The organism is Sphingobacterium sp. IITKGP-BTPF85 (assembly GCF_001006065.1).
Lineage (GTDB): Bacteria > Bacteroidota > Bacteroidia > Sphingobacteriales > Sphingobacteriaceae > Sphingobacterium > Sphingobacterium anhuiense.
The window spans coordinates 35,481-60,806 of the sequence record NZ_ASZT02000014.1; the positions used below are offsets into that span (position 1 = coordinate 35,481).

The 25,326-nt window shown below is 35.7% G+C and carries 27 protein-coding genes and 1 pseudogene; 12 read left to right on the forward strand and 16 right to left on the reverse strand.

From position 1 onward, the window contains the following. Positions 1 to 9: 9 nt before the first annotated feature. The 3 genes from L950_RS04710 to L950_RS25825 all read right to left on the reverse strand — a co-directional run bounded on the left by L950_RS04710 (position 10) and on the right by L950_RS25825 (position 1,507). Positions 10 to 339 (reverse strand): metal-sulfur cluster assembly factor, encoded by a 330-nt coding sequence (locus L950_RS04710; protein WP_021190454.1) that lies wholly within the window; start codon positions 337 to 339, stop codon positions 10 to 12. 1 nt (position 340) lies between these two features. Continuing rightward, entirely contained in the window at positions 341 to 697 is a 357-nt protein-coding gene (locus L950_RS25820; protein ID WP_084825373.1) for a glycosyltransferase, read from the reverse strand. Positions 698 to 964: 267 nt separating this feature from the next. Next, positions 965 to 1,507, reverse strand: coding sequence for a glycosyltransferase (locus tag L950_RS25825; RefSeq protein ID WP_197086246.1), 543 nt, complete (start codon positions 1,505 to 1,507; stop codon positions 965 to 967). Between the two features lie 273 nt (positions 1,508 to 1,780). Between L950_RS25825 and L950_RS04720 the strand changes: the two genes are divergently transcribed. Then, on the forward strand, positions 1,781 to 2,749 hold the full coding sequence (locus L950_RS04720) for a polyprenyl synthetase family protein (protein ID WP_021190459.1): 969 nt from the start codon (positions 1,781 to 1,783) through the stop codon (positions 2,747 to 2,749). A 91-nt stretch (positions 2,750 to 2,840) separates the two neighbouring features. Then, positions 2,841 to 3,617 carry an amidohydrolase gene (locus L950_RS04725; protein WP_021190460.1) on the forward strand — a complete coding sequence of 259 codons (777 nt, stop codon included), beginning with the start codon at positions 2,841 to 2,843 and terminating at the stop codon, positions 3,615 to 3,617. Positions 3,618 to 3,622: 5 nt separating this feature from the next. On the opposite strand, the gene L950_RS04730 is transcribed toward L950_RS04725, so the two are convergent. Then, on the reverse strand, positions 3,623 to 3,940 hold the full coding sequence (locus L950_RS04730; RefSeq protein ID WP_132769107.1) for a hypothetical protein: 318 nt from the start codon (positions 3,938 to 3,940) through the stop codon (positions 3,623 to 3,625). A 240-nt stretch (positions 3,941 to 4,180) separates the two neighbouring features. Between L950_RS04730 and L950_RS04735 the strand changes: the two genes are divergently transcribed. After that, a complete protein-coding gene (locus L950_RS04735; protein WP_021190462.1) occupies positions 4,181 to 4,627 on the forward strand; it encodes a MarR family winged helix-turn-helix transcriptional regulator in 447 nt (148 codons plus the stop codon). 41 nt (positions 4,628 to 4,668) lie between these two features. On the opposite strand, the gene L950_RS04740 is transcribed toward L950_RS04735, so the two are convergent. The 5 genes from L950_RS04740 to L950_RS37075 all read right to left on the reverse strand — a co-directional run bounded on the left by L950_RS04740 (position 4,669) and on the right by L950_RS37075 (position 9,937). Further along, a complete protein-coding gene (locus tag L950_RS04740; RefSeq protein ID WP_021190463.1) occupies positions 4,669 to 6,219 on the reverse strand; it encodes an FMN-binding glutamate synthase family protein in 1,551 nt (516 codons plus the stop codon). Positions 6,220 to 6,436: 217 nt separating this feature from the next. Then, positions 6,437 to 7,201, reverse strand: a complete 765-nt coding sequence (locus L950_RS04745; protein ID WP_021190464.1) for a Rossmann-like and DUF2520 domain-containing protein — start codon at positions 7,199 to 7,201, stop codon at positions 6,437 to 6,439. After that, positions 7,201 to 7,482 (reverse strand): hypothetical protein, encoded by a 282-nt coding sequence (locus L950_RS36250; protein ID WP_316930533.1) that lies wholly within the window; start codon positions 7,480 to 7,482, stop codon positions 7,201 to 7,203. Before L950_RS36250 ends, L950_RS04745 begins: the two co-directional genes overlap by 1 nt. Positions 7,483 to 7,571: 89 nt before the next feature. Next, positions 7,572 to 9,665, reverse strand: a complete 2,094-nt coding sequence (gene ccsA / locus L950_RS04750; RefSeq protein WP_316930534.1) for a cytochrome c biogenesis protein CcsA — start codon at positions 9,663 to 9,665, stop codon at positions 7,572 to 7,574. A gap of 20 nt (positions 9,666 to 9,685) precedes the next feature. After that, positions 9,686 to 9,937, reverse strand: coding sequence for a cytochrome c maturation protein CcmE (locus L950_RS37075; protein ID WP_021190465.1), 252 nt, complete (start codon positions 9,935 to 9,937; stop codon positions 9,686 to 9,688). Positions 9,938 to 10,451: 514 nt separating this feature from the next. On the opposite strand from L950_RS37075, the gene L950_RS04760 reads away from it, so the two are divergent. Next, entirely contained in the window at positions 10,452 to 11,399 is a 948-nt protein-coding gene (locus L950_RS04760) for a lipid A deacylase LpxR family protein (protein WP_021190466.1), read from the forward strand. On the opposite strand, the gene L950_RS31925 is transcribed toward L950_RS04760, so the two are convergent. Then, positions 11,388 to 11,765: a cation:dicarboxylate symporter family transporter gene (locus L950_RS31925; RefSeq protein WP_231576861.1), complete on the reverse strand. Its 378-nt coding sequence runs from the start codon at positions 11,763 to 11,765 to the stop codon at positions 11,388 to 11,390. The genes L950_RS04760 and L950_RS31925 overlap by 12 nt on opposite strands. Beyond that, positions 11,681 to 12,637 carry a dicarboxylate/amino acid:cation symporter gene (locus L950_RS04765; protein WP_231576862.1) on the reverse strand — a complete coding sequence of 319 codons (957 nt, stop codon included), beginning with the start codon at positions 12,635 to 12,637 and terminating at the stop codon, positions 11,681 to 11,683. Before L950_RS04765 ends, L950_RS31925 begins: the two co-directional genes overlap by 85 nt. Before the next feature lie 379 nt (positions 12,638 to 13,016). Here L950_RS04765 and L950_RS04770 point away from each other — a divergent pair, with 379 nt between their 5' ends. The 7 genes from L950_RS04770 to L950_RS04795 all read left to right on the forward strand — a co-directional run bounded on the left by L950_RS04770 (position 13,017) and on the right by L950_RS04795 (position 20,982). Next, positions 13,017 to 13,598: an RNA polymerase sigma factor gene (locus L950_RS04770; RefSeq protein ID WP_021190467.1), complete on the forward strand. Its 582-nt coding sequence runs from the start codon at positions 13,017 to 13,019 to the stop codon at positions 13,596 to 13,598. 100 nt (positions 13,599 to 13,698) lie between these two features. Then, positions 13,699 to 14,289, forward strand: a complete 591-nt coding sequence (locus tag L950_RS04775; RefSeq protein ID WP_021190468.1) for a hypothetical protein — start codon at positions 13,699 to 13,701, stop codon at positions 14,287 to 14,289. Between the two features lie 7 nt (positions 14,290 to 14,296). Further along, complete coding sequence (locus tag L950_RS04780) at positions 14,297 to 14,884, forward strand: FecR family protein (protein ID WP_021190469.1); 588 nt, start codon at positions 14,297 to 14,299, stop codon at positions 14,882 to 14,884. Between the two features lie 131 nt (positions 14,885 to 15,015). Next, positions 15,016 to 18,363, forward strand: a complete 3,348-nt coding sequence (locus tag L950_RS04785) for a TonB-dependent receptor (RefSeq protein WP_021190470.1) — start codon at positions 15,016 to 15,018, stop codon at positions 18,361 to 18,363. Positions 18,364 to 18,372: 9 nt separating this feature from the next. Then, the gene (locus L950_RS25830) at positions 18,373 to 19,038 is read left to right on the forward strand and encodes a RagB/SusD family nutrient uptake outer membrane protein (protein ID WP_052764306.1); all 666 of its coding nucleotides are present in this window, start codon (positions 18,373 to 18,375) and stop codon (positions 19,036 to 19,038) included. Positions 19,039 to 19,055: 17 nt separating this feature from the next. Further along, positions 19,056 to 19,841 carry a RagB/SusD family nutrient uptake outer membrane protein gene (locus tag L950_RS25835; RefSeq protein WP_052764307.1) on the forward strand — a complete coding sequence of 262 codons (786 nt, stop codon included), beginning with the start codon at positions 19,056 to 19,058 and terminating at the stop codon, positions 19,839 to 19,841. Continuing rightward, positions 19,831 to 20,982 carry a metallophosphoesterase gene (locus L950_RS04795; protein WP_197086247.1) on the forward strand — a complete coding sequence of 384 codons (1,152 nt, stop codon included), beginning with the start codon at positions 19,831 to 19,833 and terminating at the stop codon, positions 20,980 to 20,982. The genes L950_RS25835 and L950_RS04795 overlap by 11 nt, the downstream gene beginning before the upstream one ends. Before the next feature lie 61 nt (positions 20,983 to 21,043). Here L950_RS04795 and L950_RS25840 read toward each other — a convergent pair whose 3' ends face one another. Both L950_RS25840 and L950_RS04800 read right to left on the reverse strand, forming a co-directional pair. Next, positions 21,044 to 21,340, reverse strand: a complete 297-nt coding sequence (locus L950_RS25840) for an FG-GAP repeat domain-containing protein (protein WP_052764308.1) — start codon at positions 21,338 to 21,340, stop codon at positions 21,044 to 21,046. 17 nt (positions 21,341 to 21,357) lie between these two features. Beyond that, on the reverse strand, positions 21,358 to 22,254 hold the full coding sequence (locus L950_RS04800) for an FG-GAP repeat domain-containing protein (RefSeq protein WP_197086248.1): 897 nt from the start codon (positions 22,252 to 22,254) through the stop codon (positions 21,358 to 21,360). A gap of 203 nt (positions 22,255 to 22,457) precedes the next feature. Between L950_RS04800 and mnmD the strand changes: the two genes are divergently transcribed. Further along, positions 22,458 to 23,123 (forward strand): tRNA (5-methylaminomethyl-2-thiouridine)(34)-methyltransferase MnmD, encoded by a 666-nt coding sequence (gene mnmD, locus L950_RS04805; RefSeq protein WP_031288545.1) that lies wholly within the window; start codon positions 22,458 to 22,460, stop codon positions 23,121 to 23,123. Positions 23,124 to 23,986: 863 nt separating this feature from the next. Here the strand turns inward: mnmD and L950_RS04810 are convergent. From L950_RS04810 to L950_RS25850, 3 genes and pseudogenes are all read right to left on the reverse strand, one after another. Next, entirely contained in the window at positions 23,987 to 24,484 is a 498-nt protein-coding gene (locus L950_RS04810) for a peptidylprolyl isomerase (protein WP_021190473.1), read from the reverse strand. 30 nt (positions 24,485 to 24,514) lie between these two features. Further along, the gene (locus L950_RS25845) at positions 24,515 to 24,922 is read right to left on the reverse strand and encodes a hypothetical protein (protein WP_031288547.1); all 408 of its coding nucleotides are present in this window, start codon (positions 24,920 to 24,922) and stop codon (positions 24,515 to 24,517) included. Positions 24,923 to 25,107: 185 nt separating this feature from the next. Then, positions 25,108 to 25,326: pseudogene (locus L950_RS25850) on the reverse strand (thioredoxin domain-containing protein); the annotation flags it as partial.

Consider the following 25,326-nt stretch of genomic DNA (forward strand, 5'->3'; position numbering starts at 1 on the left):
TTTTTACCATTACAAGAAGCCTAATTCTAATTTTGCTTCTTCGCTCATCATATCCCTTGTCCACGGTGGATCGAATGTAAGCTCAACAAGAGCTTCTGTAACGCCAGGTACAGCAGCAACCTTACTTTGTACCTCATCCATGATCTGACCAGCAACTGGACATCCTGGCGCAGTTAATGTCATCACTATCTTAGCGGTTCCATTTTCTTTGGTTATGATTTCATATACCAATCCTAAATCGACAATATTTGCCGGTTTTAATTCTGGATCATAAACAGTTTCTAATGCTTCCTGGATAGCTGGCGCAATATTTAACTTATCTAAAATTATAATACTCATTTTAAGATCGTTTTATGTTATCTTCAATTGCTTCATTATATATTTCAAGCAATTTCTTTTTATTCTCTTCTGGAGTAAAATTACTAAAATAGAACTCTTTTGTTGTTTGTCTAATGTTATATTTTTCTTTAATACTGTAATTTTTCCATTGCTGTACAGTTTTTAACATATTATCCACACTTTGTGGGTTAAATAGTAATCCTGTCTTATCTGGGATAATTAATTCACTTAAAGCTCCGATATCACTGCCGATCACTGGGGTTCCGACTGAGAAAGCCTCTAAGATCGTCATTGGCATGCCCTCAAACCATACTGAGGGCACGAGCAATGCTTCGGCTTTTTCAACTAATGGCAGTATTTCATCACGGTTCTAAAACCCATATATTTTATATTGGCATGACGATTTGCAGTATCGACTACTGTTTGTTTTAAAGGTCCGTCACCTATAATGATGATCTTGCTATCTGTTTTTGAAAATGCTTTCAAAGATTTACGATACCTTTTTCTTCTGTAAGTCTTCCGATATATATAAAAAAGTCTTCCTGAGCATCGATTGTATCTTTAATAGGAAAGGTAAAGTTTGGTTTGATTGTAAATTTTTGTGCAGGAACATGTAAGGTTGAATCTATAAAAGTTTTTTCGCAAAACTTGATAAAGCTATATATCGATCTACCATATTCCATGTTCCAATTCGTCTATGAAACCAATAGTTCAATGCAAGTACAAAAGTCTTGACAGTAGATCCGTCTAGTACTTTCTTTTTAATGGCTGTCCATGGAAAATTTTCTTTTAAACTGGAAAGGAATAGCTGCTGATCATGATATAATATAGCAGAGGGACAAAGAATACGAAAGTTGTGCAAGGTCATGATGAGTGGAACGCCCAATTTGTGAATTGTTCTTACAATGATAGGACCACTTGCATAATGTGTATTATGAATATGGACAACCTGAGGTTTAAAATTATTAATGCACTTTCGTACGCGATAAGCCGCTGCAATATTCCAAAAAGAAAAAAGTGTTTGCAAAGCACCTTTCCATCCTTTCTTATTTTGAAAGGTAAGCGTCTCCACATCATGATCTATAGCGAGTAATTCACTTTCTTGTTTGAAAACGGTGTCTTCACCTCCTGGCCCTTGATAAAAAGTATGGATGATTAGAATGCGCATATATGCTTGCTTTTTTACAAACTTAGATAAATTTGTTTTATGTGCAATTTTAATTCCAGTGCAGTAACAACAAATATAATCGATCCTAGGTAAGGTATCTATCTGCTCACGATTCATTAACTTTAAATATTTTATCTTTTTCTCACTAGGAAAGTAGGTGTAGGAGATATATACTATTTGAAATGAATTAAACTGTTTTCAACGGTACTTAGTAAAAGTTTGTTTTTATAATTGTTATCTTCGCGTATCATTAGGAGAAGATGACTAGATACTATGCAGCATTTACAAAAACTAATCTCTGACTCGATTCAAAACAGTCAATTTCCGAATCAACCGACTAATCTTTACGATCCAATTCGCTATTTTTTAAGTTTAGGTGGTAAACGTATTAGACCGGCCTTGACATTGGTTGCCGCTGAAATGTTTGATATTGGGGAAATTACAGATGCTTTACCCGCTGCAAAATCGATTGAATATTTTCATAACTTTTCTTTAGTTCATGATGACGTTATGGATAAAGCACCTCTACGAAGAGGGAAAGCAACCGTTCATGAAAAATGGGATTTGAATGTCGCTATCCTTTCAGGAGATGGATTATTGGTAAAAGCTTATGATGAATTGGCCAATAGCAATCCGCTTTATATAGCAGATCTTCTCAAAACTTTTAATAGAGTTGCTATGCAAGTCTGTGAAGGCCAACAACTGGATATGGATTATGAACATACTGATAAAATTAGTATGGATCAATATATTGAGATGATTAGGCTTAAAACTTCAGTACTGTTAGGAGGTGCACTACAGATGGGGGCAATATTGGCCGAAGCAAATCTTAGTGATCAAAAATTAATTTATGAATTTGGAGAATATATAGGAATAGCTTTCCAGCTTCAAGATGATGTACTAGATGCTTATGGCAACCCTGAAACTTTTGGTAAACAGATTGGAGGAGATATTCTAATTAATAAAAAGACCTATCTGTTGGTCAAATTAATGGAAATTATAAAGGAAGAGGATCTTCCAAGGCTTCAGAATTTATTAAACGCAACAATACAGGATAATCCAAACAAATTGCATGATATGTTATCACTATACCACAGCTATAACATTAAAGAATATGCAGACAAATTAAAAGATGCATATACACAACGTGCATTTGAAAGATTATCGGCGATTAATATACCAAATCACAAGAAAGAGACGTTAATAACATTATCGACTCAACTCCTCATCAGGGAACAATAGTAATAGCTATTAATTGTCTATTTAATCTTTATTTATTTAAAAAATTCTTAATTTGTAGACTTAGGTCATCATAATTTACGAAACAACTACAATGGAACCGTTAAAAGTAACAATCTTTCAAGCATATATCTTTTGGGAAAATGTCGATAAGAACTTGAGTAATCTCGCGCTTAAACTCTCGAATTTAAGAGAAAAAACGGATCTTATTATTTTGCCTGAAATGTTCAACACCGGATTTACAAATAATGTAGAGAAGTGTGCAGAACCAAGTGATGGTAAAACCATGCAGTGGCTGTTCCACATGTCCCAAAGTTTAAATTGTGTGATAGCAGGTTCATTGATTATAACAGAAGACGGGAAATACTTTAATCGTTTTGTCTGGATGTCTCCAGATGGAACCTACGTAAAATATGATAAAAGACATTTGTTTGCAATGGCAAAAGAAGACCTCTATTTTACAGCTGGACGAGAACGTATTATTGTAAACATCAGAGGTTGGAATATATGTCCTATGATTTGTTATGATATACGCTTTCCGGTATGGTCAAGAAATATTGGTGGCGCTTATGATTTATTGATATATACTGCAAACTGGCCAGATAAACGTTCTGCTCATTGGAGAACCTTAATTCCAGCACGTGCTATAGAAAATCAAGCTTTTGTTATTGGTGTTAATCGTGTAGGTCACGATGGTAATGATATTTATTATTCAGGTGGTTCTATGTGTATTTCTCCTGTAGGAGATGTGGTTTATTATAAACCTGAAGATGAAGATCTGTATACATTTACTATTCATCCCAAAGATCTTCATGAAGCAAGAAAATCTTTTCCATTTTTACAGGATGCAGATAGCTTCACAATAGATTAATGTCATTATTTGTAGGGTCTATCAAGAATGATAGACATTATGACTGCCTTTCTTAAATCAAAGTCTTCTGTTACCATTGGTTCTTTTTGTAAAGATTGTGGTAATTTATTTTTTTTATTCAAAGCTAAGCGGTGCTCTTCTCTTTCTTTTTTAAATCGCTGAATTTCGTTTGTATCTTTTATTTTTTCTGAGTAAAAAGGTGGTGGGGTAACCACATTCTTTTCTTTCTGAGAGGGTTGATATGCAGGTGGTTCTGTTTTGTTTTTGCTAGGAATAGGGGCATTTGCCTTTCTTCTTTTTAGCGCAGCATCTTGCTCTTTCATATAGTTCTGATATGACTTAAAACCAAAGATTGCTAATGCAATTAATAGGGGGACCAACTTTTCCATAGCATGAAGATAACAAAAAAAACAATTTAATTTTTGTTATACCATGTAAAGCATTATATTTATAATATAAACCTATTTGGCCAACGAGTTATAGTTAATTTTATCTTTTTTGAAAATAAAGATCCGTTGGCTAAAAAGTACGATATAGTATAACCTAAAAAGACTTTGATTATTATGCTTAATGAAGATTTAATTGGAAAGATAGAGTTCTATGATTTTCTAACTGGAAAAGCGACTACAGCCATATCGCGTAGAATGCAGCGTAATTTAAAAGATGTGGGAATCAATATTACGGCTGAGCAATGGAGTATTTTGTACAATTTATGGCAAGAGGAGGGACTTACACAACAAGAGTTGGCCATTAGAACCTTTAGAGATAAACCAAGTATTACGCGTTTAATTAATAATTTGGAGAAATTAAATTTAGTTATCCGAGTAAATGATAAAGATGATCGTAGATCAAATTTGATTTATTTAACTAAGTCTGCCCGTAAGTTAAAAGAGATGGGTATGCAACAAGCTAATAAGACTATTGCTGAAGCATTGGATGGGGTATCTCCAGATACAATTGATATGGCGCAAGTAACGCTTCAACAAGTTATCTGCAATTTGAGAAAATAATAAAGAAGGGCTTTTGTTTTATGAAAAGCCCTTCTTTATTATTAAAATATTTTTGCCTCAAAATCAGTATGACTTTCGATTAGACGACCTTCTCTTCCAAAATAGATGTCTTGAAAACTTAATGTGTTAACAGCATCAACTTTTCTGAAAAATTTATCGGCACTGACATCCGATAAAGTTTTAAATCCACAAGCTTCCATAATCTCTACAGTAGCACGTAAAGTGTTACGATGGAATTGTGCGACACGTACATATTTATCGTTAACATCTAATCCTTTATACAAGTGGGGCTGTTGTGTTGCAACTCCTACAGGACAAGTATCTTCGTTACATTTCAAAGCTTGAATGCAGCCTAATGCAAACATCATTCCTCTGGCACTATAGCATGCATCTGCTCCGAGAGCAATTACTTTTAACAAATCAAAACCAGTGACGATTCTACTCGAAACTAAGAGCTTGATATGTCTTTTAAGACCAAAAGCAATTAGAGTTTTTGTAACAAAAGCTAAAGCATCATATAATGGCATTCCTAGATTATCTGTAAATTCGAGTGGTGCAGCACCTGTTCCACCCTCGGAACCATCAATAGCAATAAAATCTGGGAATATCTGTGTTGTTTGCATTGCACGACAGATTTCAATAAACTCTTGTTTATCACCGATACACATTTTGAATCCCACAGGTTTGAAGTCACTTAATTCTTTCAATCTATGAATGAATTCCATCATTTCAATTGGATTTGAGAATGCACTGTGTGCAGGAGGTGACATGACATCTGTACCTGGGATGACGTGGCGAATTGCAGCAACTTCGGGTGTGTTTTTGGCTGCAGGTAGTATACCTCCATGGCCAGGTTTAGCACCTTGTGATATTTTCAGTTCAATCATCTTGATGTTAGGACGTGAAGTTTTTTCTCTAAAAAGTTCACCATCAAATTTACCGTCATGCGTACGACAGCCAAAATAACCCGTACCTACCTGCCAGATCAAATCGCCACCACTGTTATGATAGTCACTGATACCACCTTCTCCAGTGTTGTGTGCAAAATTTTGTAATTGAGCACCTTTATTTAATGCGGTAATAGCTGTTTTACTCAATGCGCCATAACTCATTGCAGAAATGTTAAATACACTTAAACTATAAGGATGTTTACAAGCTGCATTCCCTACAGTAGTACGTAAGTCATGATTATCAATGTGACAAGGAAAGACAGAGTGAGCTGCCCATTCATTACCGACTGTTTGTGGATCTGTCTGCATACCGAAAGCAACAGTTTCCCGTTGGTTTTTAGCGCGTTGATAAACGATAGAACGTTGTCTTCTATTAAAAGGACGTCCATCAGTATCAGACTCCCAAAAGTATTGACGTAATTCTGGACGAATGGATTCAAAGAAATAACGGAAATATCCAACTAAAGGATAGTTTCTTAAAATAGCATGTTTATGTTGGAAACTGTGATATATCGCCACAAATAAAAGAGGCATCGGTATGACTAACAACCAAAACCACTGTGGTGTAAAAATAAGCCCAAAAGAGATTATAATCAAATTGATTACAGTCATGGTGCCAAGAATTAATTTTCTAACGGTCATAATTTAAATAGTATTTAGACTCTTACTTTAATAAAAATTTGATCAAATATCAATCAAATGTAATCGATTGATCTGTTACAATTTTAATGTTTACTATGCTTTCAAATATTGAACCAATGTTCATTTTATACAAAGCAAAAGTACTAAGTTACTTGTTGTAAAAGAAAATTAATGGCCGTTATGAAGAAGTTTTAAAATCTTGGTAAAGAAATGATATTTAGCTTTTTCTTTTTACAATCTCTTGTGATAATAGTTGATAGATTTGTTTCCAATCATCATGTTCGCTGATAAAATTTAAATGCTTTTTTATCGTGATTTCGTCATTTCTAACAGCTGGTCCGGTCTGAACTTGACTAGGTAGCTTAGATTGTACCTTTTGTGCAGTTTCAAGAATAATTGGCCTAATTATATCAAACGGTAAATCGTGCTGCTGTAAGAGGTCATAACTGATTTGAAAGAGTGCGTTTGTGAAGTTATTCGCAAATACTGAGGCTATATGAATAGCTAATCTTTGACTTGAGCTACAAGCGATAGATTTTGGTGCTATAGTAGCCATAAGCTTCATCAGAATATTAAATGTTATGGAGTCATTTCCTTCAATACAAAATGGAATCAGACTGAAGTCGGATTGATCATTTTTAGAAATGGACTGCGGAGGATATATCACACCATAATGCTGAAATTTACTTAAAACTTGTATATCTGTAGCTCCAGAACAGTGCACAACAATGCCGGAGATAGCTGTAGATATGGTTTCAATAAGTGATGGAATAGCATGATCCGGAATTGCGATCATATAGAGATCAGCTTCTTTATTTATTTCTGATACCTTAGAAATAGCCTCTGCATTTACAGCAAAGGCCAATGCTTGAGCATTGACCTTCTGTTGACTGAATATTTGCAAGATTTTGTGACCTTTGTTATGGAAGTTATGTGCAAAGTGTGTTGCAACATTTCCACTTCCTAAGATGACAATATTCATTAGCTTTGTTTTTTATCTAATCTTTTTGCCTCACTATTTCTTCTAAAAATAGACATGAAAAATCCGATTGTCATGACAATAGTTCCACACCAGAAGAAATTAATATATGGAAATTTAATCGCTTTAAATACAATCCATTTTTTCTCTGGAAGTGGTTTTTGGTAAACCATAACTTCTAATTTATCTTTTTTAGGCAAGATATTTGAAAAACGGAAACGTAGTCCTTCTTCATTTACATCTTTATTAAAATCATATGAAGTACCATCTTTGATTAAAAACACCGGTTCAACGTTGTATTCTTTTTTATCAGAAGCGATAACTTTGATTTTTAATCCTACAATGACATCTTTCTCTCCCTTAGGGATGTTTTCTAAATGAGCATTTCTGTTAATACCTTCAATGACAAAGAAACCATTCTATAACGAAGGGTGTCACCAACATTGACCTCATAAGTTGCCGGTTCTTCATAATCCTCAAAGCCTGTTTTCTGATCGGCAGGGATATTTGCATTTTTCGCCTGTAAGTCCGAAGCTGCCGCAGTTATTAGGGTGTAAATATCATGTGTGAAGTAGTGCTTTGTCGCAGGAGTACCGATCAAGCCTCCCATTTTCTCATTATTCTGAGCAAACGGCATAAGTACAAACGAATTTTTTACTTTTCCACTTTCCTCATCGATTGCTTCATATTTTATCTTATAAAACACATTGGGTTGTGCTACACTATCACCAATATAAGTGATGCGGTATTCACCCATCTGCACCGGTTCACCCTCTGTTAAGAACAGGTTGTCACCAGGTTTTTCAACCTTGTCAAATCCAGATACAGCAATATAACCCGTATTATTGATTGAAATCACTTCATTGGTAGATGCTGCTATCATGGCTCCAATTAATAATAATCCAAATCCAATGTGCGCAATAGCTGACCCCGCTAATTTCCACTTACCTTTTACGGCATCTGCTAATACGCGAATATTCGCGAGAATACAGAATAGGGAAGAGAAGGTTATTAAGATGAAAATTAAATTTGTGTATGTTTTCGTGATGTAAGAAACTGCAGCAGTTAATACAATAGCTACGATTAAAGAAGCGATGGTTGACGCGAAAAATTTTCTAGGATCTGTTTTTTTATACTTCAAGAATTGGGTGATTGAAGTTAAAATCATAATAATGACCGCAAATCCCGACTGCCATTTGTTATAATGTTGGATCGGATCTAAAGGTGGAGCAACCTTGGTTCCAAAAATAGCATTGAAGACTGGAATTGAAGTTGAAGAGATCATTTGAACGCAGGCAACAGTTAGAACCAAAGCGCCTATGAACAACCAAAATTCTCTTGAATAGATATCCTCCTCTTTTTGAGTCGTCGGCATTTGTTTTTTACGGACAACCAAAGCTACAACCATAATCACAAAGAAGGTCGCATTAAAGGCAATAAGTTGAACATTTAACCCCAAATCAGTAAATGAGTGCACAGATGTTTCTCCTAGAATCCCACTTCTTGTTAAGTAGGAAGCATAGATGACAAGAACGAAACTGATTAAAGCCAAGAATGTAGCTGTAAAGTAAGAATGCCCAGAGTTTTTATAAGCAATCATTACGTGAACAGCAGCAATTAAAGTAAACCAAGGAATAATAGATGCATTTTCTACAGGATCCCAAGCCCAGAAACCACCAAAGTTAAGTGCTTCATACGCCCAAAATGATCCCATAATTATGCCTACACCCAATATCATGACAGCAAAAAGTGCCCATGGTAATCCAGGTGTAATCCACTCTTTATAACGTTTGGTCCATAAAGCCGCGGCCGCATAAGCAAAGGGAACAACCATAGAAGCAAAACCTAAGAATAGCGTTGGCGGGTGAATAACCATCCAATAGTTTTGTAACAGTGGGTTTAAACCTTTGCCATCAGGAATTAAAGATAAATAGTTTGGATCGTTAAAAATTGGTCCCTCTATAGCCTCTCTTAGTAAGATGAAAGGCGAGCTACCTAGATGAAATCCAAAAATTTGTACACCTACGATCATAGAAGCTAGAAATACTTGACACAACATGATGAAGGTCATTACTGGACCCTCCCAATCTTTAGCCTTAAAAAGTAAAACTGATCCTAATACACTTTGCCAGAACATCCAGAGTAAAAAACTACCTTCCTGACCTTCCCAAAAACTGGAGATGATGTAATGTGTAGGCAATGATTTGGAGCTATGTGCCCATGCGTAATGGTATTCAAATAAATGAGTATGGATAATGAAAAAAAGCGTTGCAGCAATCGCAATGATTGAGGCTGCATTTGTCCAGAAAGCAATCCGGGCAATTTTTAACCAAGATTTTTCTTCTTTATTTGTTGTAGCAAAATAATAACTAATGAAAGATAGTAATGCTGTTCCGAATGAGAGAACAATAAAAAACTGACCTATTTTTCCAGGCAATAGATTCTCGCCTACGTAGTTTACGTCCATTTATTTGGTGATTATGAATATTAGTTATTAAATGCTGTAGCGTTAGTTTCTGTAACCTCGACTTTATCTTGGTTATATTTCGAAGGACATTTCATCAATATTTTTGACGCATGAAATACATTACCATCCATTTTACCTGTTAATACAATTTGTTCAGATCGTTCGATATCCTGAGGTTTTGAACCATTGAATACAATTTGACATTCTGTACTATCATTGTCATACATGTAAAATGAAAAGTGATTTGCATTAGTTTTTGGATCATAATGCAATGCTTTTTCCTTATTAAGTACGCCTACAACATAGAGTTCTGTTTTTTTCTCTTTCGCTTCAGTAAAAGTTGATAGGTGCTAGAATCTGTGTAAATTACAAGAATCATCGCAATTGCAACAGCAATAAGGGCGATTAGAATAATGGAACTTTTTTTCATTAGAATAATTTGTTTAATAAATGAGCGTCAGCTTTCTATTTGTATTATTGAGCTCGCTAACACTCGGTTTTAAAGGCCATGAAGCTATCATGAGCAGTTATTCATTTTATTAATGAGCTGATTTAAGCTCATGATGGTTTCATTTTTTAAAAATTTAACACTTTATCGAATACAAAATTACGAATAGATTGGCGAAGTAACTAAATTTGCAACCGGGATCGTTTATTTATAACCTTTCTAAATAAATTTGTAATGCATTGAAAATAGGTTTAAATCATTCTATACAACATGCATTTAATCTTATTAAATATCTTTAATTTAGTTTATATCTTAATTTTTACAATCATTTGGATCGAATGAAAATAATCGTATTGCGTATTGTGTGTTTGCTCGTAGGTATATTGCCTTTACAACTTGCTTTATCGCAAAGCAAAATTTTAAAAAGTGAAATTGCTCTCCAAAATGATAATGATGTTTATTTATTAACATCTCAGGATCGTTATTATACAAATGGAATCAATATAAACTATAGATTAGGTTTAAAATCAGATACTTCGAAAGTTAAAAATCGTGTGTTGGATATTGAGCTTGGACAAAAGATGTACAACGGGGTTAATTTGTATAATAATAGATCATCACAATGGGATAGACCGTTTGCAGCCTATCTATACCTATCGGGTGAATTGAATCAGTATTATAGGCAGGAACAGGTATTAAGTTTAAAAGTTGAATTCGGGCAGGTTGGACCACTTGCAAAAGGAAAGGAGGTGCAAAAAATTATCCATCAGGTATTCAATATTTATGAAGTATCTGGCTGGGAAGGGCAGATCCCAAATGCATTTGGTGTTGATCTAGGATTAAAGTATCAAAGGCTGTTCTATAGATCATCTGGCAGAAGTTTCGAAATTTCGGGTGTAGGTTCAGGAACATTAGGAATGAACCATGTAAATGCAAATATTGGTTTGCCTATCAGATGGGGGCGCTTACGGTCATTTTATCATTCTGCATTTACAAAGGGACATGTTCAAAGTACGGAGACAGATCGAGAATTATTTTTCTATTATATACCATCCTTATATTATCACGGCTATAACTCCACTATTCAAGGCGGGATTGGACATGATAAAACATTCAGAGATCAATATACGATTGAGAAATTCATGCCTAGCCATAAAGTTGGATTTATGCTGGCAAGTGGTCGATCAACCCTAGGATTATCCTATGTCTTTCAATCACGAGAAGCGAAAGAAATGCTTTATGGTACGCATCAATATGGATCCTTGTTTTATGGATTACGATTTTAAAACCTCCGCTGTAACAACCTGATATTTATTTCCGGTAAATTTTGTCACGAGCATACTTGCTACAGTGTCTCCGGTAGAATTTAAGATGGTCGCTAATGGATCAACGAGCGTTCCGATAATCATTACAGCAGGAACGGCTTCGATTGGAAGGTCCAGCACAGAGATCATTAACATTTCTCCAATATATCCACCATTAGGAATTCCTCCTGCTACCACACTAACTAGAACAGTAATTCCGAGTGACATAACGAGCGTCATCGGATCAAAAAAATCTTTTCCTATTAACAAAAATGCAACGTATATTTTAAAAATAGAAGATATACTGGATCCTTGTTTATGTAGCGTTGTTCCCAAAGGAATGACCACATTAGCGATTGTATCTGGAACTCCAATTTTTTTGCAGCCAGTAAGTTAGCAGGCATTGTTGCCAAACTACTGCAAGAACCTAATGCAGTCAGCGTGGGAACAATATTATTTTTCCAATAAGAGGTAATTCCATACTTGCCATTCGCAATAAATGCAAAGACAGTGAAACCCACAAAAAAATAACAGGTTCCAAATAAATAATAAAGCCCTAAGGGTTTGGCATAGAAACCAAAAAGTTGTGGTCCTAAACTACTGACTTGATAAGCAAAATAAGCACCTAAACCGATCGGTGAAATTTTCATGATCAAAATCAACAGATTTTTCATGACTTCATTTCCAGCATTTAAGAAAGATAGGAATGGCTGTGCAACAGCACTTGATTTTCGCGTAGCGATACCCACTAAAAATGAGAAAATTACAAGAGCAAGCATATTCTCTCGTGATAGTAGTTTACCAAACTCTGAAACGGTTAAAAAGCGAACCATCTTATCACTCCAGGTGTCATCAGGATTATTGTCCAGAAGTTCTGAACCATTTGGTACTATGGGAGCGTCAAGAGGAAAGAAATAAAGGACGGCAATCGTAGCACATGCAGAGATGAGTACACCCATTAAAAAGACGCCGGTCATTGCCCCGATGATCTTGCCGAGTTGGTTTGTTCCTTCAATATTAGCTACAGATGATGAGATAGCAAAGAAAACTAGAGGAATGACAGCAACAAATAACAGGTTCAAGAAAATATCACCTATAGGCTTGATATATGGAACTATGTTAGGTAAATATATTCCTAAGATACTCCCTGCGAGGATACCTACAATAAGCAGTACGATGCTTCCATAATTTTGGAGAAATATATTGGTTGAGTATGTCATTATGGATACTAATTTAGTTTTTTTTATTTATATATCATTTAATATATGGTAAACGGAATTTATAATTCAAACTTTCAGTTTGTAATGCATTGATTTTGAATATCTAGTAATTAGATTTAGCTTTTGGTAAGTAGTAAATCAACAGTTTTCAATTTTAATATTGACTAAATGGTAAAGAGGTTTATACAACTTATCGGTGTTTTAATGCATTTGAACAGTTAACGGTATGATATGAGTGTTTTAAATAATTGTTAACAACTTGATATTCTAAAAAGTCTTTTCTATTTTAGTCCAAAATAGTGATTCTAACCTATGTATCACTTTAAAAAGATGCCTTTTCGTTTTTGTTGATAAAAATAATCTAATTTCACACTGCCTTATGACAGATTCACAATTGATAGACAGTTTGAAAGGAGACGATCAAACGGGATTTGTTATCATCTATCATCGATTTTATAAGCAATTATTCTTTTTTATACTGAAGTATATCAAGGAAGCAGATGTTGCGGAGGAGATCGTAGCTGACGTATTTGTTAAGGTATGGAATCGTAGGATGGATTTCCCTACTATGGAAAATTTACGTGCATTTGTTTATATCTCAGCAAAAAATGCAAGTCTTAACACGATCCGGGCAAAACGTTCGAAAGGTATTCATGAATCTTTATCAGACTATGAAGATCTTTTAGTTGATGACAAGGATGCTTTTTCAAATTTGATTCATGCCGAACTTGTTCATGCTATTTTTACAGAAGTAGAAAAATTACCTGAAAAACAAAAAGAAGTTTTTAATTTAACTTTCCTAGAAGATAAGACCGTTGAGGAAATTGCAGAAGAACTGGCAATGAGTCCTTCCGCCGTATACACTAACCGTTCTCGGGCAATTAACACAATTAGACACCTGTTAAAGACAAAAAATACATTAGCACTTTTTGCTTTTTTATCTTTTGTTGGCCAAAAGTAAATATATATTTTATTTAACTCATTCTTAGATATTTAGGTTTTTTTCTCAAATATGCTGTAAGATTGTTAAGTAACTCGTGTTTCTATTATCAAAATGAATAATGGCAAACACGAAGCATCATATAGACAACACCTTAATCCTATTGCAAGAATATTTGAAAGGGAATATTCATCCAACTACAGATAGAGAGCTTCGGATGCTTTTTCAACAATATCCAGATTTACGAATCATGGTAGAAAAGTTGGAAAATGCTGATCATTTGCGTCAAGAACTAGAATATTATAGTGTGCACGTCAAAGATATCGAAAAAAGAGAATCTCGAGTACTCTCTAATATCATGACAAAAATTGAGAAACCATCTTTAAAGAAAACGACAAGTTATAAAAAGTTACCACTATGGTATATAGCTGCTGCTTGTTTCATTGGATTAGCAATATTTGGTATTTGGACCATCAAAAGTAAAGATCACAATAACAATATTGATGTTACAAAATTAGCAGAAAACCTGCACCCTGGTGGAAACAAAGCAACACTTCATTTTTCTGACGGGAGCAGTTTAGGATTAGATCAAAGCCATAATGGAATAGTTATAGGCAGTAGTATCACCTATAATGATGGTTCCGTAGCCTTAGGTAGCTCGACGGATAAAAGACAGATGATGACCTTATCAACCGCGGGGAGGGCAATATGAGATTCAGTTGTCGGATGGTACAAAAGTATGGCTAAATGCATCTACAAGTCTAAAATACCCAGATAAATTTACAGAACAGCAACGTTTAGTGGAATTAGACGGTGAAGCCTTCTTTGAAGTAGCGAAATCGCAAGGTAGACCATTTATTGTTATTACTGCAAAGGAAAAAATAGAAGTGTTAGGAACTCATTTCAATGTCTATTCTTATCCAAATGAGAAAGAATCCAAAGTTTCTTTAAAAGAAGGTAAAGTTAAAGTTTCTGTTCCCACTGGAGAAGAGAAAGTACTTGCACCAGGCGAACAGGCAGTGGTCAATGGAGAAAACCTTCGTGTGCAACAAGTCTCTATAGATGAAAGTATCTCTTGGACAAATGATGAGTTTATGTTTAATAATGAACCTCTAGGTACAGTGCTGACACAGGTAGCAAGATGGTATGATATAGATATCGATATAGACCCTAGTCTTTCAAAAATTACGCTATGGGGATCCGTTTCCCGACTTGATACTTTTGATAAAGTGTTAAAAATTATAAAAATGACTGACGATAAAATTAAAATTCAAATCGAAGGGAGGAGGGTAAAGCTTATGAAATAATGATTACACTCAGAATCTAATATTTCGTAATCTTAAGTAGCTGAGGAAGGTGGTACTTCCCCAGCAATTGGTTCGAAAATTAAAAAATACTTGCTAACTATTTATTAAACTAACAAAACCAACCAAATGTAATGAAAAAGTATAAATACCTCATTATTATGAAAATGATTATTATGCTTCTTTTGTTTACCGTGGGACAGCTTCATGCAGGAAGTTTTGCTCAAACGGTACGTATTAAGAAGAAGAATAGTGCTATTGTTGACGTATTCCGTGAAATAAAAAAGCAGACTGGATATACAGTTCTTTGTAAATCGGAAATTATCAACAATACGCCTTCTGTAAGTGTAGATTTTGATAATGTAACGTTAGACCGTGCCCTTTCCGAGTTGCTAACTCCACGTGGACTGACTTATATTAAAGATGGAAAGTCTATCGTCGTTAAATCGGGTAAACCTGATTTTGATAACCAACAAACTATTAAGAATTCCAAAATCACAATCTTAAGCGAACAAAAATCGGTACATGGACAAGTAACAGACCAAAGTGGACAGGTGCTTTCTGGTGTCAGTGTTTCGATTAAAGGAACAAAAAATACTGTAGGAACAGACCAAAATGGCAATTTTTCGATTGTAGCATCACGAGGATCTATCTTACAGTTTAACTTTTTAGGTTATGAAAGAAAAGAAGTAGAAGTTGTTTCTGAGACCGTAAATGTGAGCCTGCAGTTTAGTCAAGCAAATTTAGAAGAGGTTGTTGTAACGGGGTATGGTACGTTTAAGAAATCAGATTATACTGGATCTGCTTCAACAATCCGTACTGAGCGCATGTCCGACGTGCCTGCTGTCGATTTTTCGACAATGCTTCAGGGAAATGCGCCTGGGGTGCAAGTTAATTCACTTTCCGGTCAGCCAGGTGGTGCGACTGATATCCGTATTAGAGGAATGGGATCTATTAATGCTTCTAGCAAACCTTTATTTGTCATCGACGGTGTTCCGGTAATGTCTAATGATATTTCATCAAGTAGTTCAAATAATGCTGGATTGGATGTCATGTCTACTTTGAGTAATGCCGATATTGAGCAGATTACAGTAATTAAAGATGCCGCAGCAGCTTCACTTTATGGATCACGTGCTGCTGGTGGAGTAATTTTGATTACCACAAAGTCTGGAAAAGCTGGAAAGCCAGTATTCTCATTTAAGGGTGCTTATGGTCTTTCAAGTCAAGCAACAGATTTCCGTGAGGTCATGGATGGTCCCCAACGACGCGAGATGCTTTTGGAAGGACTTCGAAACCGCGCTCGTTATATTGATAAGGTGATCGATGATAACTTAATAGAAGAATATGCACAAGCGAACATCGATAAGTATGCACCTAAACCTTGGAGTGGTTGGACAGATTGGAAGAAAGAATTGTTTCGCCAAAATTCTCCTTTTAGAAATGCAGATCTTTCTGCTTCAGGAGGTGATGGTAAGCTCTCTTACTACACATCGATGGGGTATGTCAATCAAACAGGTTTGTCTTATCAATCTGGTTTTGAGCGTATAACTGGCCGTTTGAATGTTAAATATAAAATGAGCGATAAAATAGAACTTGGAGCTAATATTCTATACTCAAACATTGCTCAAGATGTGAATTCAGAAGGAGGAGCTTATACTTCACCGATCTATTCAACTCGTCATAAGATTACAGCTTCGGAGCCGGTGTACAATGAAGATGGTTCATTTTTCACAGATTTCTTTTCTAATGGACCGCGTAATCCTAAAGCAACTTCTTTGTATAATTACCGAAGAGAGCAGGGTGATCGTTCTTTTAATACCGTATTTGCCAATTATAAGTTCTTTGATGGTTTAGTCTTTAATACAACTTTTAGTTTAGACCATACCAATACCAAATATAATTCTTGGTCAGATCCACGTACATCAGACGGTGAGAAAACAAATGGTTCTTTAACTACAAGTTTTACAGATTATAATCAGATCGTATGGCGGAATAGTTTAACTTATAATAAGACTTTTGCTAACAAACATCATTTGGATATATTGGGCGGATATGAGGTTAATAAATTTCGCAAAGATGGAATTGATGGTGCAAAAGATAATTTTCCTTCAGTAGATAAAGTTGTTCTTTCAAATGGTTCTGTAATTACAGATCTTTCTGGTTCCAATTCAGAATGGCGTTTGTTGTCTTACCTTTCCAGAGCAAACTATAATTATGATGATAAATATTTCTTTGGTGGTAGCGTTCGTATGGATGGTAGCTCTCGTATTCATCGTGATAGTCGTTGGGGAAAATTCTGGTCCTTATCAGGAGCATGGAAGTTTTCAAAAGAAAACTTTATGGAATCAGTAGGCGACGTTGTAACTGACGGTAAGATTCGGGTGTCATATGGTACTAATGGTACTCTACCCAATACGTATTATACTTATATGGATTTGACCGGTTTTGGTTTTCCTTATCTTAATAATCCTGGTATAAGAGAAACTCAGATTGGAAATCCGGCTTTACAATGGGAGAAACAAAATAATCTAAATATTGGATTAGATCTTCGTCTTTTTGATCGTCTGGGAGCTACCTTCGAATGGTACAGACGCCAGTCGTCAGATCTATTGAACGATATGCCTACTTCCTATACAACAGGTTTTTCTGCTTATCTAACCAATATTGGAGCACTTCGTAACTCAGGAATAGAAGTTGATTTGAATGCAGATATTTTAAGAGATTCTGAATTTAAATGGACTTCAAATCTAAATTTTGGAATGAACAGAAATAAGACCGTATCATTAGCTGATGGAAGTTCTGAGTTAAGGGACGGTACATTGATTCACCGTGTCGGCCAACCATGGTATAGCTATTATCTGATCGAATTTGCGGGGATAAGTAAGGAAACGGGTGTTCCACAATATTACATCAATGATCCAGCTAATCTAGATTCAAGAGATATCACAGAAGATTATACCAAAGCAAACAGAATTCTTTATAAAAGTGTTGATCCTAAGTTGATCGGTGGTTTTACTAATACCCTTCGTTATAAGATTTTTGATCTAAACTTTACATGGACATATTCTCTGGGTGGTTATTCATACGATAGCGGTGCTAGTAAAACAGAGCTTGCTGGAAAAACGGGTTATGATAATATTCCGCAATATTATGAACGCAGATGGCAAAAGCCAGGTGATGATACCGATATCGAGATGTTTATGGTTGGAAATACTTACGATATGAGCAGTGTAGCCAATACACGTCGTGTTCATTCAACAGATCATATCCGATTGAAAAACTTGACTTTCGGAGTATCTCTTCCGAAACACATTGCACGTCGTCTTAAAGTGAGTAATATCAGAGCATATTGTTCAGGAGTCAATCTTTTGACTTTTGCGGCTTATAATAATTATGATCCTGAGGTACCTGTAAATGGTACAGTATATTTTGAATCCCCAAAACTGAAGACGGTTACTTTTGGTTTGGATATTAAATTCTAAAAAAAGACTATGAAACTTATATTATCAACGGTTCTGATATCTTGTACTTTGTTAGTTGGATGTGGGGACCAATGGTTGGAGAAATCCCAGCCAAGTACTTCTACAGAAAGTTCTGAAGCAATTAAATCTGCCCGAGAAGCTCAATATGCTTTAAATGGCATTTATGATATTCTACGTGGTTATGAATATTATGGAGCTCGTATGACCTATTATGGCGATGTAACTGGAGAAGATATGTTGTCGAACGGTGACACAAAACGTGCTGCAAAATATTATCTTTTTGATTTTAACAAGGACAATACTCCTTCATCACTGTGGTATCAGCCTTATCGTGTTTTAAGAAATGCGAATGGTGTTTTGGCCTTCGTTAATGGAGTTGAGAAAGAACAATTGACCGATGAACTCAATGACATAAAAGGACAGGCATTAACACTTCGCGCGTTGGCACATTTTGATCTGGTTAAAGTGTTTGGAGATCCTTATACAAAAAACAACGGGGCCTCACTAGGGGTACCGATTGAAATAGAAAAACATAATTCAACTAATAAACCTGCACGTAATTCAGTAAAAGAAGTCTATACACAGATTGTAGATGATTTGGAAAATGCTGTAATATTATTGAGTACTGCGAAAAAAATGGCAAACTTAATAAATTTGGTGCACAGCAACTATTAGCAAGAGCTTATCTTTATATGGGCGAAAATTCCAAAGCTTTAACTGTCGCGATGCAATTGATCAAAGAAGCGCAAACAACCCAGAGCTCGACTAAAGGTCAATATCTGTTATGGACAAATAGTGAATACGCTTCTGTTTGGTCAAAGGATTTTACAAATGAAGTTTTGTTTCAGCTATCTATTGTAAAGACTGAAAACGGTCCTGGAAAAGAAGGAATAGGGTACCTATTGTGGAGAAATGGATATAATGACATTATTTTATCGGACGATTATATGAAGTTAATCAAAGATGACTCCAATGATGTCCGTCATAAGGTCATTACAAAATATACCAGTAAACAGGTTGACTATTATTATTTGAACAAATATCCTGGAAATACTTCTGATGGTGAAAATCCTGAATTTGCAGATGTTCCTGTCCTTCGTCTTTCGGAGGGATATTTAATTGCAGCTGAAGCTGCCGTTAAACTAAACGACAATAGTAATGCGTTGAAATACCTAAATGCAATAGTTTCGCGTGCAAATCCTGCAAAATCTGTTACTGGTGTTGTGACTTTAGAACGAGTTATGGAAGAGCGCCGTCGTGAACTTGTAGGTGAGGGACATCGACTATTTGATGCATTACGCAACAATATGCGTATAGAGCGTAAAGGTAGTGCTCATGTTTCGCCATCTTTAAGACCTGAAACTAAATCTTTTGATCGTACTTTTTTCAAAACATTGATGGCTATTCCACGAATTGAGATTGATGCGAATAAAAACATCGTTCAAACGACGGATATTAAACTATATTATGATGTATAACTGCATTCAACAATATCTTAAAGTCAATTATACTGGTCCTTCTAGGATCAGTATAACTTGTGCTTTGACAGCTGTATTTGTTCTTTTTCAGATTGCCGATACACATAGTCAAACAACATTGGGAAATAACGATGGTCCCTATTTCTTTTATGAAAATGGAGGAACGAAGCTAGTGCGTGTCGAGAATGGTGAGATTCGAAGTGAAGTACCGGTTAAATCATCATTTAAAGTAGTGACAGAAGATGGTGAACATCAGTTTGAAATAAAGCGACACCCGGTTAAGACACCTAGCTGGAATTCTCCAAAAAGTAGTAAGATCCTTGTTTTGTCAGACCCTCACGGCGATTTTCAATCTTTTTATGCTATTCTAAAAGCGCAGAAAGTAATAGGAAGTAATTATCAATGGACTTTTGGAAAAAATAACCTTGTCATTATCGGAGATGTATTTGATCGCGGTAAAGACGTATTACCCATCTTTTGGTTAATCTATAAATTGGAAAATGAAGCCGAAAAAGCTGGCGGTAAGGTGCATTTTCTTTTGGGTAATCATGAAGAAATGATCTTACGGGGTAATTATAAATATGCCCAAGATAAGTATAAGGTACTTGCTGACGCTATTGGAAAAGATTATCGTGATTTCTGGTCATTAGATACTGAATTAGGAAAATGGCTACAAAGTAAAAATACGATGGAGAAGATAGGAGATCATCTTTTTGTACATGCAGGACTTAGTCATACCATGCTAGATCCACAATGGACAATACCTGCAGTAAATGATTCTGTTCGTTTCTATTTGTTTCAAACCAAAGAAGAGAGACATAAGTCGCGTGCAGGTACTTTTCTATTTGGTAGTGAAGGACCTTTGTGGTATCGCGGCATGGTTCGTCAAGAAGAAAAGTATGAGCCTTTAAACGAAACAGATTTAGAAAAAATACTGCAGATTTACAGTGCAAAAAGAATATATCTTGGACATACAATTTTTCCAGAAGTTACCTCTTTTTATAAAGGTCGCGTTGTTGCTGTAAATGTGAATAATGAAGCAAATAGATTAGGAGGCAAAAGTCGTGGATTACTTATTGAAGGAAATAAGACGAGCGTCATTTATGATGATGTAAAGAAGAATAAGATATTAGCACAATAAAGTACTATTGTTTTATAAATGAATGTTTAGGCTGGGACTTTCCCAGCCTATTTGTTAAAATTTATTTTTGACCCAATAACAGACGAACCTGAGAGCCCCATCCGCCGATCACCATATCAGCTATCCCATCAGCGTTGACATCGCCAACTGCAATACCCCAGCTTCTACCACGTGTAATCTCAGGGATTGTTTTGTCAGTAACAAAAGAAAAGTGACCCTTTCCATCGTTTCTTAAAGCTTGCACTTGCATCTCTTCAAAAGGAGGAATCTTGATCGCACTCAGTATAATGTCTAAGTGTCCGTCATGATCAAAATCAATTGCAGTAGCAGCATACGTAGAAAATGTTTGTTCTGGCATTCTAGATTCTGTTTCATCTACAAAACGACGGTCGCCTGATTTATAAACAATCGGGCTCTGGGATCTTTATCTTTTGCGCCACCATTACTTGTTAGATTGGCGAAAAGTATATCGGGTTTCCCATCGTCATTTGCATCAAATACAATCACCTCGCGGGTGTGTAAGGGGACCATGAGCGGTAATCCTGCGGTATGTTCTATGAAATTTCCTTTCCCATCATTAAATAATAAGCGATTTGGCGGAGTTTCGTTACCAATAATCATATCCATGTGACCATCAGCATCCAAATCTGCAAATTTGATGGATTGAGTTTGATCTTCAACCTGTGGAAGTGAAATTGAAGTATGGTCTAAAAAATAACCAGGTCGTTTAGCATCATTTATCCATAAAAAATTTTGTGGTGATTTACCCGAATTACCGATAACAATATCCATAAGACCATCTCCGTTGACATCTGCTATGTCTAGGCCGTTAGCTTCGCTTTTGCCTAATAGCCGATCGGATACATCGATAAATGTGCCATCACCTTTACCTAGATAATACTCATGGTTCTGATCATCCTCAGCCACAAAAATAAGGTCTATAAAACCATCTTTATTAAAATCTACCGCCCTTACATGCTCGGTGTCATGCGGTTTTTCAGCAAAAACACCTTTCTTCCAAGAAAACTTACCACTTCCATCATTAAGGTATAATCTGTTGGGTTCAGATTCTAGAGCAAGTACAAGATCAAGATCTCCATCAGCATCAACATCGATAAGGATTACATCCAAAGCATGCGCTTTTGTATCTTGTGGAATATTTGTTAACGTCACATCATTAAAATATTTCTGTTGAGCCACACTGCATTGCGTATATCCAAACAATAAGCATATGCTCACATAACTTAGTGACTGTTGGATGTAATTTTTCATAATCATTTTGTTTACAAGATGTTAATATATAAATAATTATTCATTTTTAATGAAAGGTTTTTAAATTTTCTTGTTACGAACAAACAATTTTATGAGGTATTGTTTTTTACGTTTAATAATCTCAATGAAATATAAAGACTGATTATATGGATATCCATAGCAATTAAGTTCTTTTTATTCTATTTTTGTTATATATGCGTGAAATGGAATTTGTAACAACAGGGGATGGTTCAAAAACATTGTTTAATGAACAAATAGGAGAGTGCTACCACTCCAAACATGGAGCAGTTCAGGAAAGTAAACATGTTTTTATTCAGACAGGACTTGATTATTACATTCAGAAACATTCCTTAAAGGATATCGCTATTTTAGAAGTCGGTTTTGGAACAGGCTTAAACTTTACGCAGACGCTTGCTTATACAGCTGGTAAGGGAATCACGATAGATTATGTAGGTATAGAAGGTTATCCATTGTCTCTGGAAGTTATTCAGCAAATTGGCTATGATGCATTCGTTTCTGAAGAAAACTGGAATAATTATATAACAGGTTATAACCAAGCTCTAAATGAAACAACAGAGATTGATTCAAATACAAATTTACATATCGATCATACTTTATTGATGGATTTTAGTTCAGATAAAACTTTTGATTTGGTATACTTTGATGCTTTTGCCGCTATTCATCAACCCGAAATGTGGTCAGATGAGGCTTTGGCACATGTTGCAAAATTTATAAAACCAGGAGGTGTATTTGTTACCTATGCTATTACCGGCAATCTCAAAAGAAGCATGAAAGCACTAGGATTTACGATCGAAAAAGCACCGGGAGCACCAGGGAAGAGAGAGATGTTACGGGCGACAAAGGTTTAAGACAATGATTCATAATTGTAGGTTGTGAATATGAAAGTTACAACAATATGATTATAAAGACAATTCGTAAAAAATAGGATTTAGCTAAAGTTTTTTAAGCTCAAAAGTTATAGGTTTGTGAGTTGGGCGATTGGGTGCAGTTAGGCCACAGATAGGAAGATGTTTTCCGTAATTCTTCTTTCATTTTGTCCTTGGGGTCTCGATCATTTCAAGTCAAGAATATGGACAAAGTAACTTTCATGACCATTTTATGGTTTGGTGACAATTAAGAGTCAGACTACTTTGAAATGAATAAGAAGGATGTGTAGTATTTGCGGTAGCCATGATTGAGAATACGCGATGGAGGCTATGGGCCATGCTTCATTGTAGTCTTATTGCAAAACGGGAGCGTGGTTTCGCACTATGGCGGGAGGCTTTCAACAAAGGATAAAATGATTCCGCCACGTGGGGAAATGAAATAGACAGGTGGCGAAACGAGTTTGCCACGTAAGGAAATGGCAGGGATAGCGACGACAGGATTTTGTCACGTGGGGAAATGATGCATGCAACCTACGACAAGATTCTATAACCTGTGAAATGATGCAGTCATAGGACAAAACGATTCTGCCACGTGGGGAAATGAAACATACAGTGGTCAATACGATTCCGCCACGTGCGGAAATGTCATATACTGGCGACGAAATGAAGCCGCCATAGCGCGAAATCGATGAAAAATTGCCCTTTCTCTTCTAGCTGAAGTTATTAACCAACAGTCAGAACTGTTAGCTCCTTTCTGAAATTAGACTATACGTTATAATTACTACAAATAAAAACGGATGCTGGTTTGAACCAACATCCGTCTCTTATAAATATTTTGGTCAGAATTAGTGACCTTGAGTACCATCTACACCGTGAGAGTGACCATGAGATAACTCTTCTTCAGTTGCAGGACGTACATTTAAAATTTCGATTTCGAAATGTAATGATTTACCAGCCATTGGGTGGTTTAAGTCAGCAACTACAACTTCAGGAGTTACTTCTACAACTACTGCACGAAATTGGTTTCCTTGGTTATCTTGTAAAGGGATAACCTCACCTACTGGAGGTAAACCAGTTTCTTTAAACATATCTGCTGGTAATTGGGCAACAGCACGCTCGTCTTTTTCGCCATAAGCATCTTCTGCAGATAATTCAAATGCAGTAGTGTCACCAACATTTAAGCCAGCGATGTTTTCTTCAAATTTAGGAAGCATCATGCCTACACCATATAAGAAGTCTAAAGGATTTTCTGTTGTTGTTTCTTCTACGAATACTTTTTCGCCGTTTTCGATTGTGTGAAGTTTGTAAGTTAACGCTACTACGTCATTAGTTACTATTGCCATTTGTTTTGATTTTTGGGATATCCCCCGTTATTATTCTATTATTTTTATAAGTTCTGCAATTGTATTCTGTGGCAGACTGCATGTTTTATTTCGACAAAGGTATGCTTTTGAATTTAAACCCTGTCTATTTAATAACAATGGCAGACTGCTTTTTGTTCCACCCAATACAATTTTATTCGGAATGTAATAATGATCTAGCTCCTTACGAAATGCATGTGCATCTTCTCCAGTTAGCGCAATCTCATTGCAACCATACAATTCTTCTAACAATAATATTGCCCAATTTGAATATGCAGAACCATATGTCTTGATTTGTGGGAATACATTGGCAAATAACTGATCTGAAATTGCTGTATACTCCTCATTGTCAGTTAGAAGGCCTATTTTTTTTAATTGATGACAAATTGCTGATGTAGATGACGGAATGACATTATCCATGACTTCACTTTTTCGGGCAATTAATTTTTCTGCGTTCGATGCGCTGTAGTAGAACGTTTTTTCGTTACGGTTGTAAAATAATTCGATTGTTTTATCGAGTAATGAGGTTGCTGTTTGTAACCATTTTTCCTCAAATGTAGCTTCATAAAGTGCTGTAAATGCAGTGATCGTAAAAGCGTAATCATCTAAAAACCGGGGATACTGCGGTTCGAATCTTGTGGCTGATGTAAGATACTGAAATCGCCGGCAATCAATTCACTCTTCAGAAATTCAGCATTCAGTAAAGCCAGCTCTAAGTATTCCTTTTTATCAAAGATGCGGTATGAATCAATCAGCCCCTTTAGCATTAACGCGTTCCATGTTGCCAACTGTTTGTGGTCAAGTCCAGGATGAATACGATTTTT

Bases quoted from the DNA above. Each gene is read 5' to 3' on its own strand.
- L950_RS04710 (WP_021190454.1), bottom strand. From the start codon at position 339: ATGAGTATTATAATTTTAGATAAGTTAAATATTGCGCCAGCTATCCAG.
- L950_RS25825 (WP_197086246.1), bottom strand. From the start codon at position 1,507: ATGCGCATTCTAATCATCCATACTTTTTATCAAGGGCCAGGAGGTGAA.
- L950_RS04720 (WP_021190459.1), top strand. From the start codon at position 1,781: ATGCAGCATTTACAAAAACTAATCTCTGACTCGATTCAAAACAGTCAA.
- L950_RS04725 (WP_021190460.1), top strand. From the start codon at position 2,841: ATGGAACCGTTAAAAGTAACAATCTTTCAAGCATATATCTTTTGGGAA.
- L950_RS04730 (WP_132769107.1), bottom strand. From the start codon at position 3,940: ATGAAAGAGCAAGATGCTGCGCTAAAAAGAAGAAAGGCAAATGCCCCT.
- L950_RS04735 (WP_021190462.1), top strand. From the start codon at position 4,181: ATGCTTAATGAAGATTTAATTGGAAAGATAGAGTTCTATGATTTTCTA.
- L950_RS04740 (WP_021190463.1), bottom strand. From the start codon at position 6,219: ATGACCGTTAGAAAATTAATTCTTGGCACCATGACTGTAATCAATTTG.
- L950_RS04745 (WP_021190464.1), bottom strand. From the start codon at position 7,201: ATGAATATTGTCATCTTAGGAAGTGGAAATGTTGCAACACACTTTGCA.
- ccsA (WP_316930534.1), bottom strand. From the start codon at position 9,665: ATGGACGTAAACTACGTAGGCGAGAATCTATTGCCTGGAAAAATAGGT.
- L950_RS04760 (WP_021190466.1), top strand. From the start codon at position 10,452: ATGAAAATAATCGTATTGCGTATTGTGTGTTTGCTCGTAGGTATATTG.
- L950_RS04765 (WP_231576862.1), bottom strand. From the start codon at position 12,637: ATGACATACTCAACCAATATATTTCTCCAAAATTATGGAAGCATCGTA.
- L950_RS04770 (WP_021190467.1), top strand. From the start codon at position 13,017: ATGACAGATTCACAATTGATAGACAGTTTGAAAGGAGACGATCAAACG.
- L950_RS04775 (WP_021190468.1), top strand. From the start codon at position 13,699: ATGGCAAACACGAAGCATCATATAGACAACACCTTAATCCTATTGCAA.
- L950_RS04785 (WP_021190470.1), top strand. From the start codon at position 15,016: ATGAAAAAGTATAAATACCTCATTATTATGAAAATGATTATTATGCTT.
- L950_RS25830 (WP_052764306.1), top strand. From the start codon at position 18,373: ATGAAACTTATATTATCAACGGTTCTGATATCTTGTACTTTGTTAGTT.
- L950_RS25835 (WP_052764307.1), top strand. From the start codon at position 19,056: ATGGGCGAAAATTCCAAAGCTTTAACTGTCGCGATGCAATTGATCAAA.
- L950_RS04795 (WP_197086247.1), top strand. From the start codon at position 19,831: ATGATGTATAACTGCATTCAACAATATCTTAAAGTCAATTATACTGGT.
- L950_RS25840 (WP_052764308.1), bottom strand. From the start codon at position 21,340: ATGCCAGAACAAACATTTTCTACGTATGCTGCTACTGCAATTGATTTT.
- L950_RS04800 (WP_197086248.1), bottom strand. From the start codon at position 22,254: ATGAAAAATTACATCCAACAGTCACTAAGTTATGTGAGCATATGCTTA.
- mnmD (WP_031288545.1), top strand. From the start codon at position 22,458: ATGGAATTTGTAACAACAGGGGATGGTTCAAAAACATTGTTTAATGAA.
- L950_RS04810 (WP_021190473.1), bottom strand. From the start codon at position 24,484: ATGGCAATAGTAACTAATGACGTAGTAGCGTTAACTTACAAACTTCAC.
- L950_RS25845 (WP_031288547.1), bottom strand. From the start codon at position 24,922: ATGGATAATGTCATTCCGTCATCTACATCAGCAATTTGTCATCAATTA.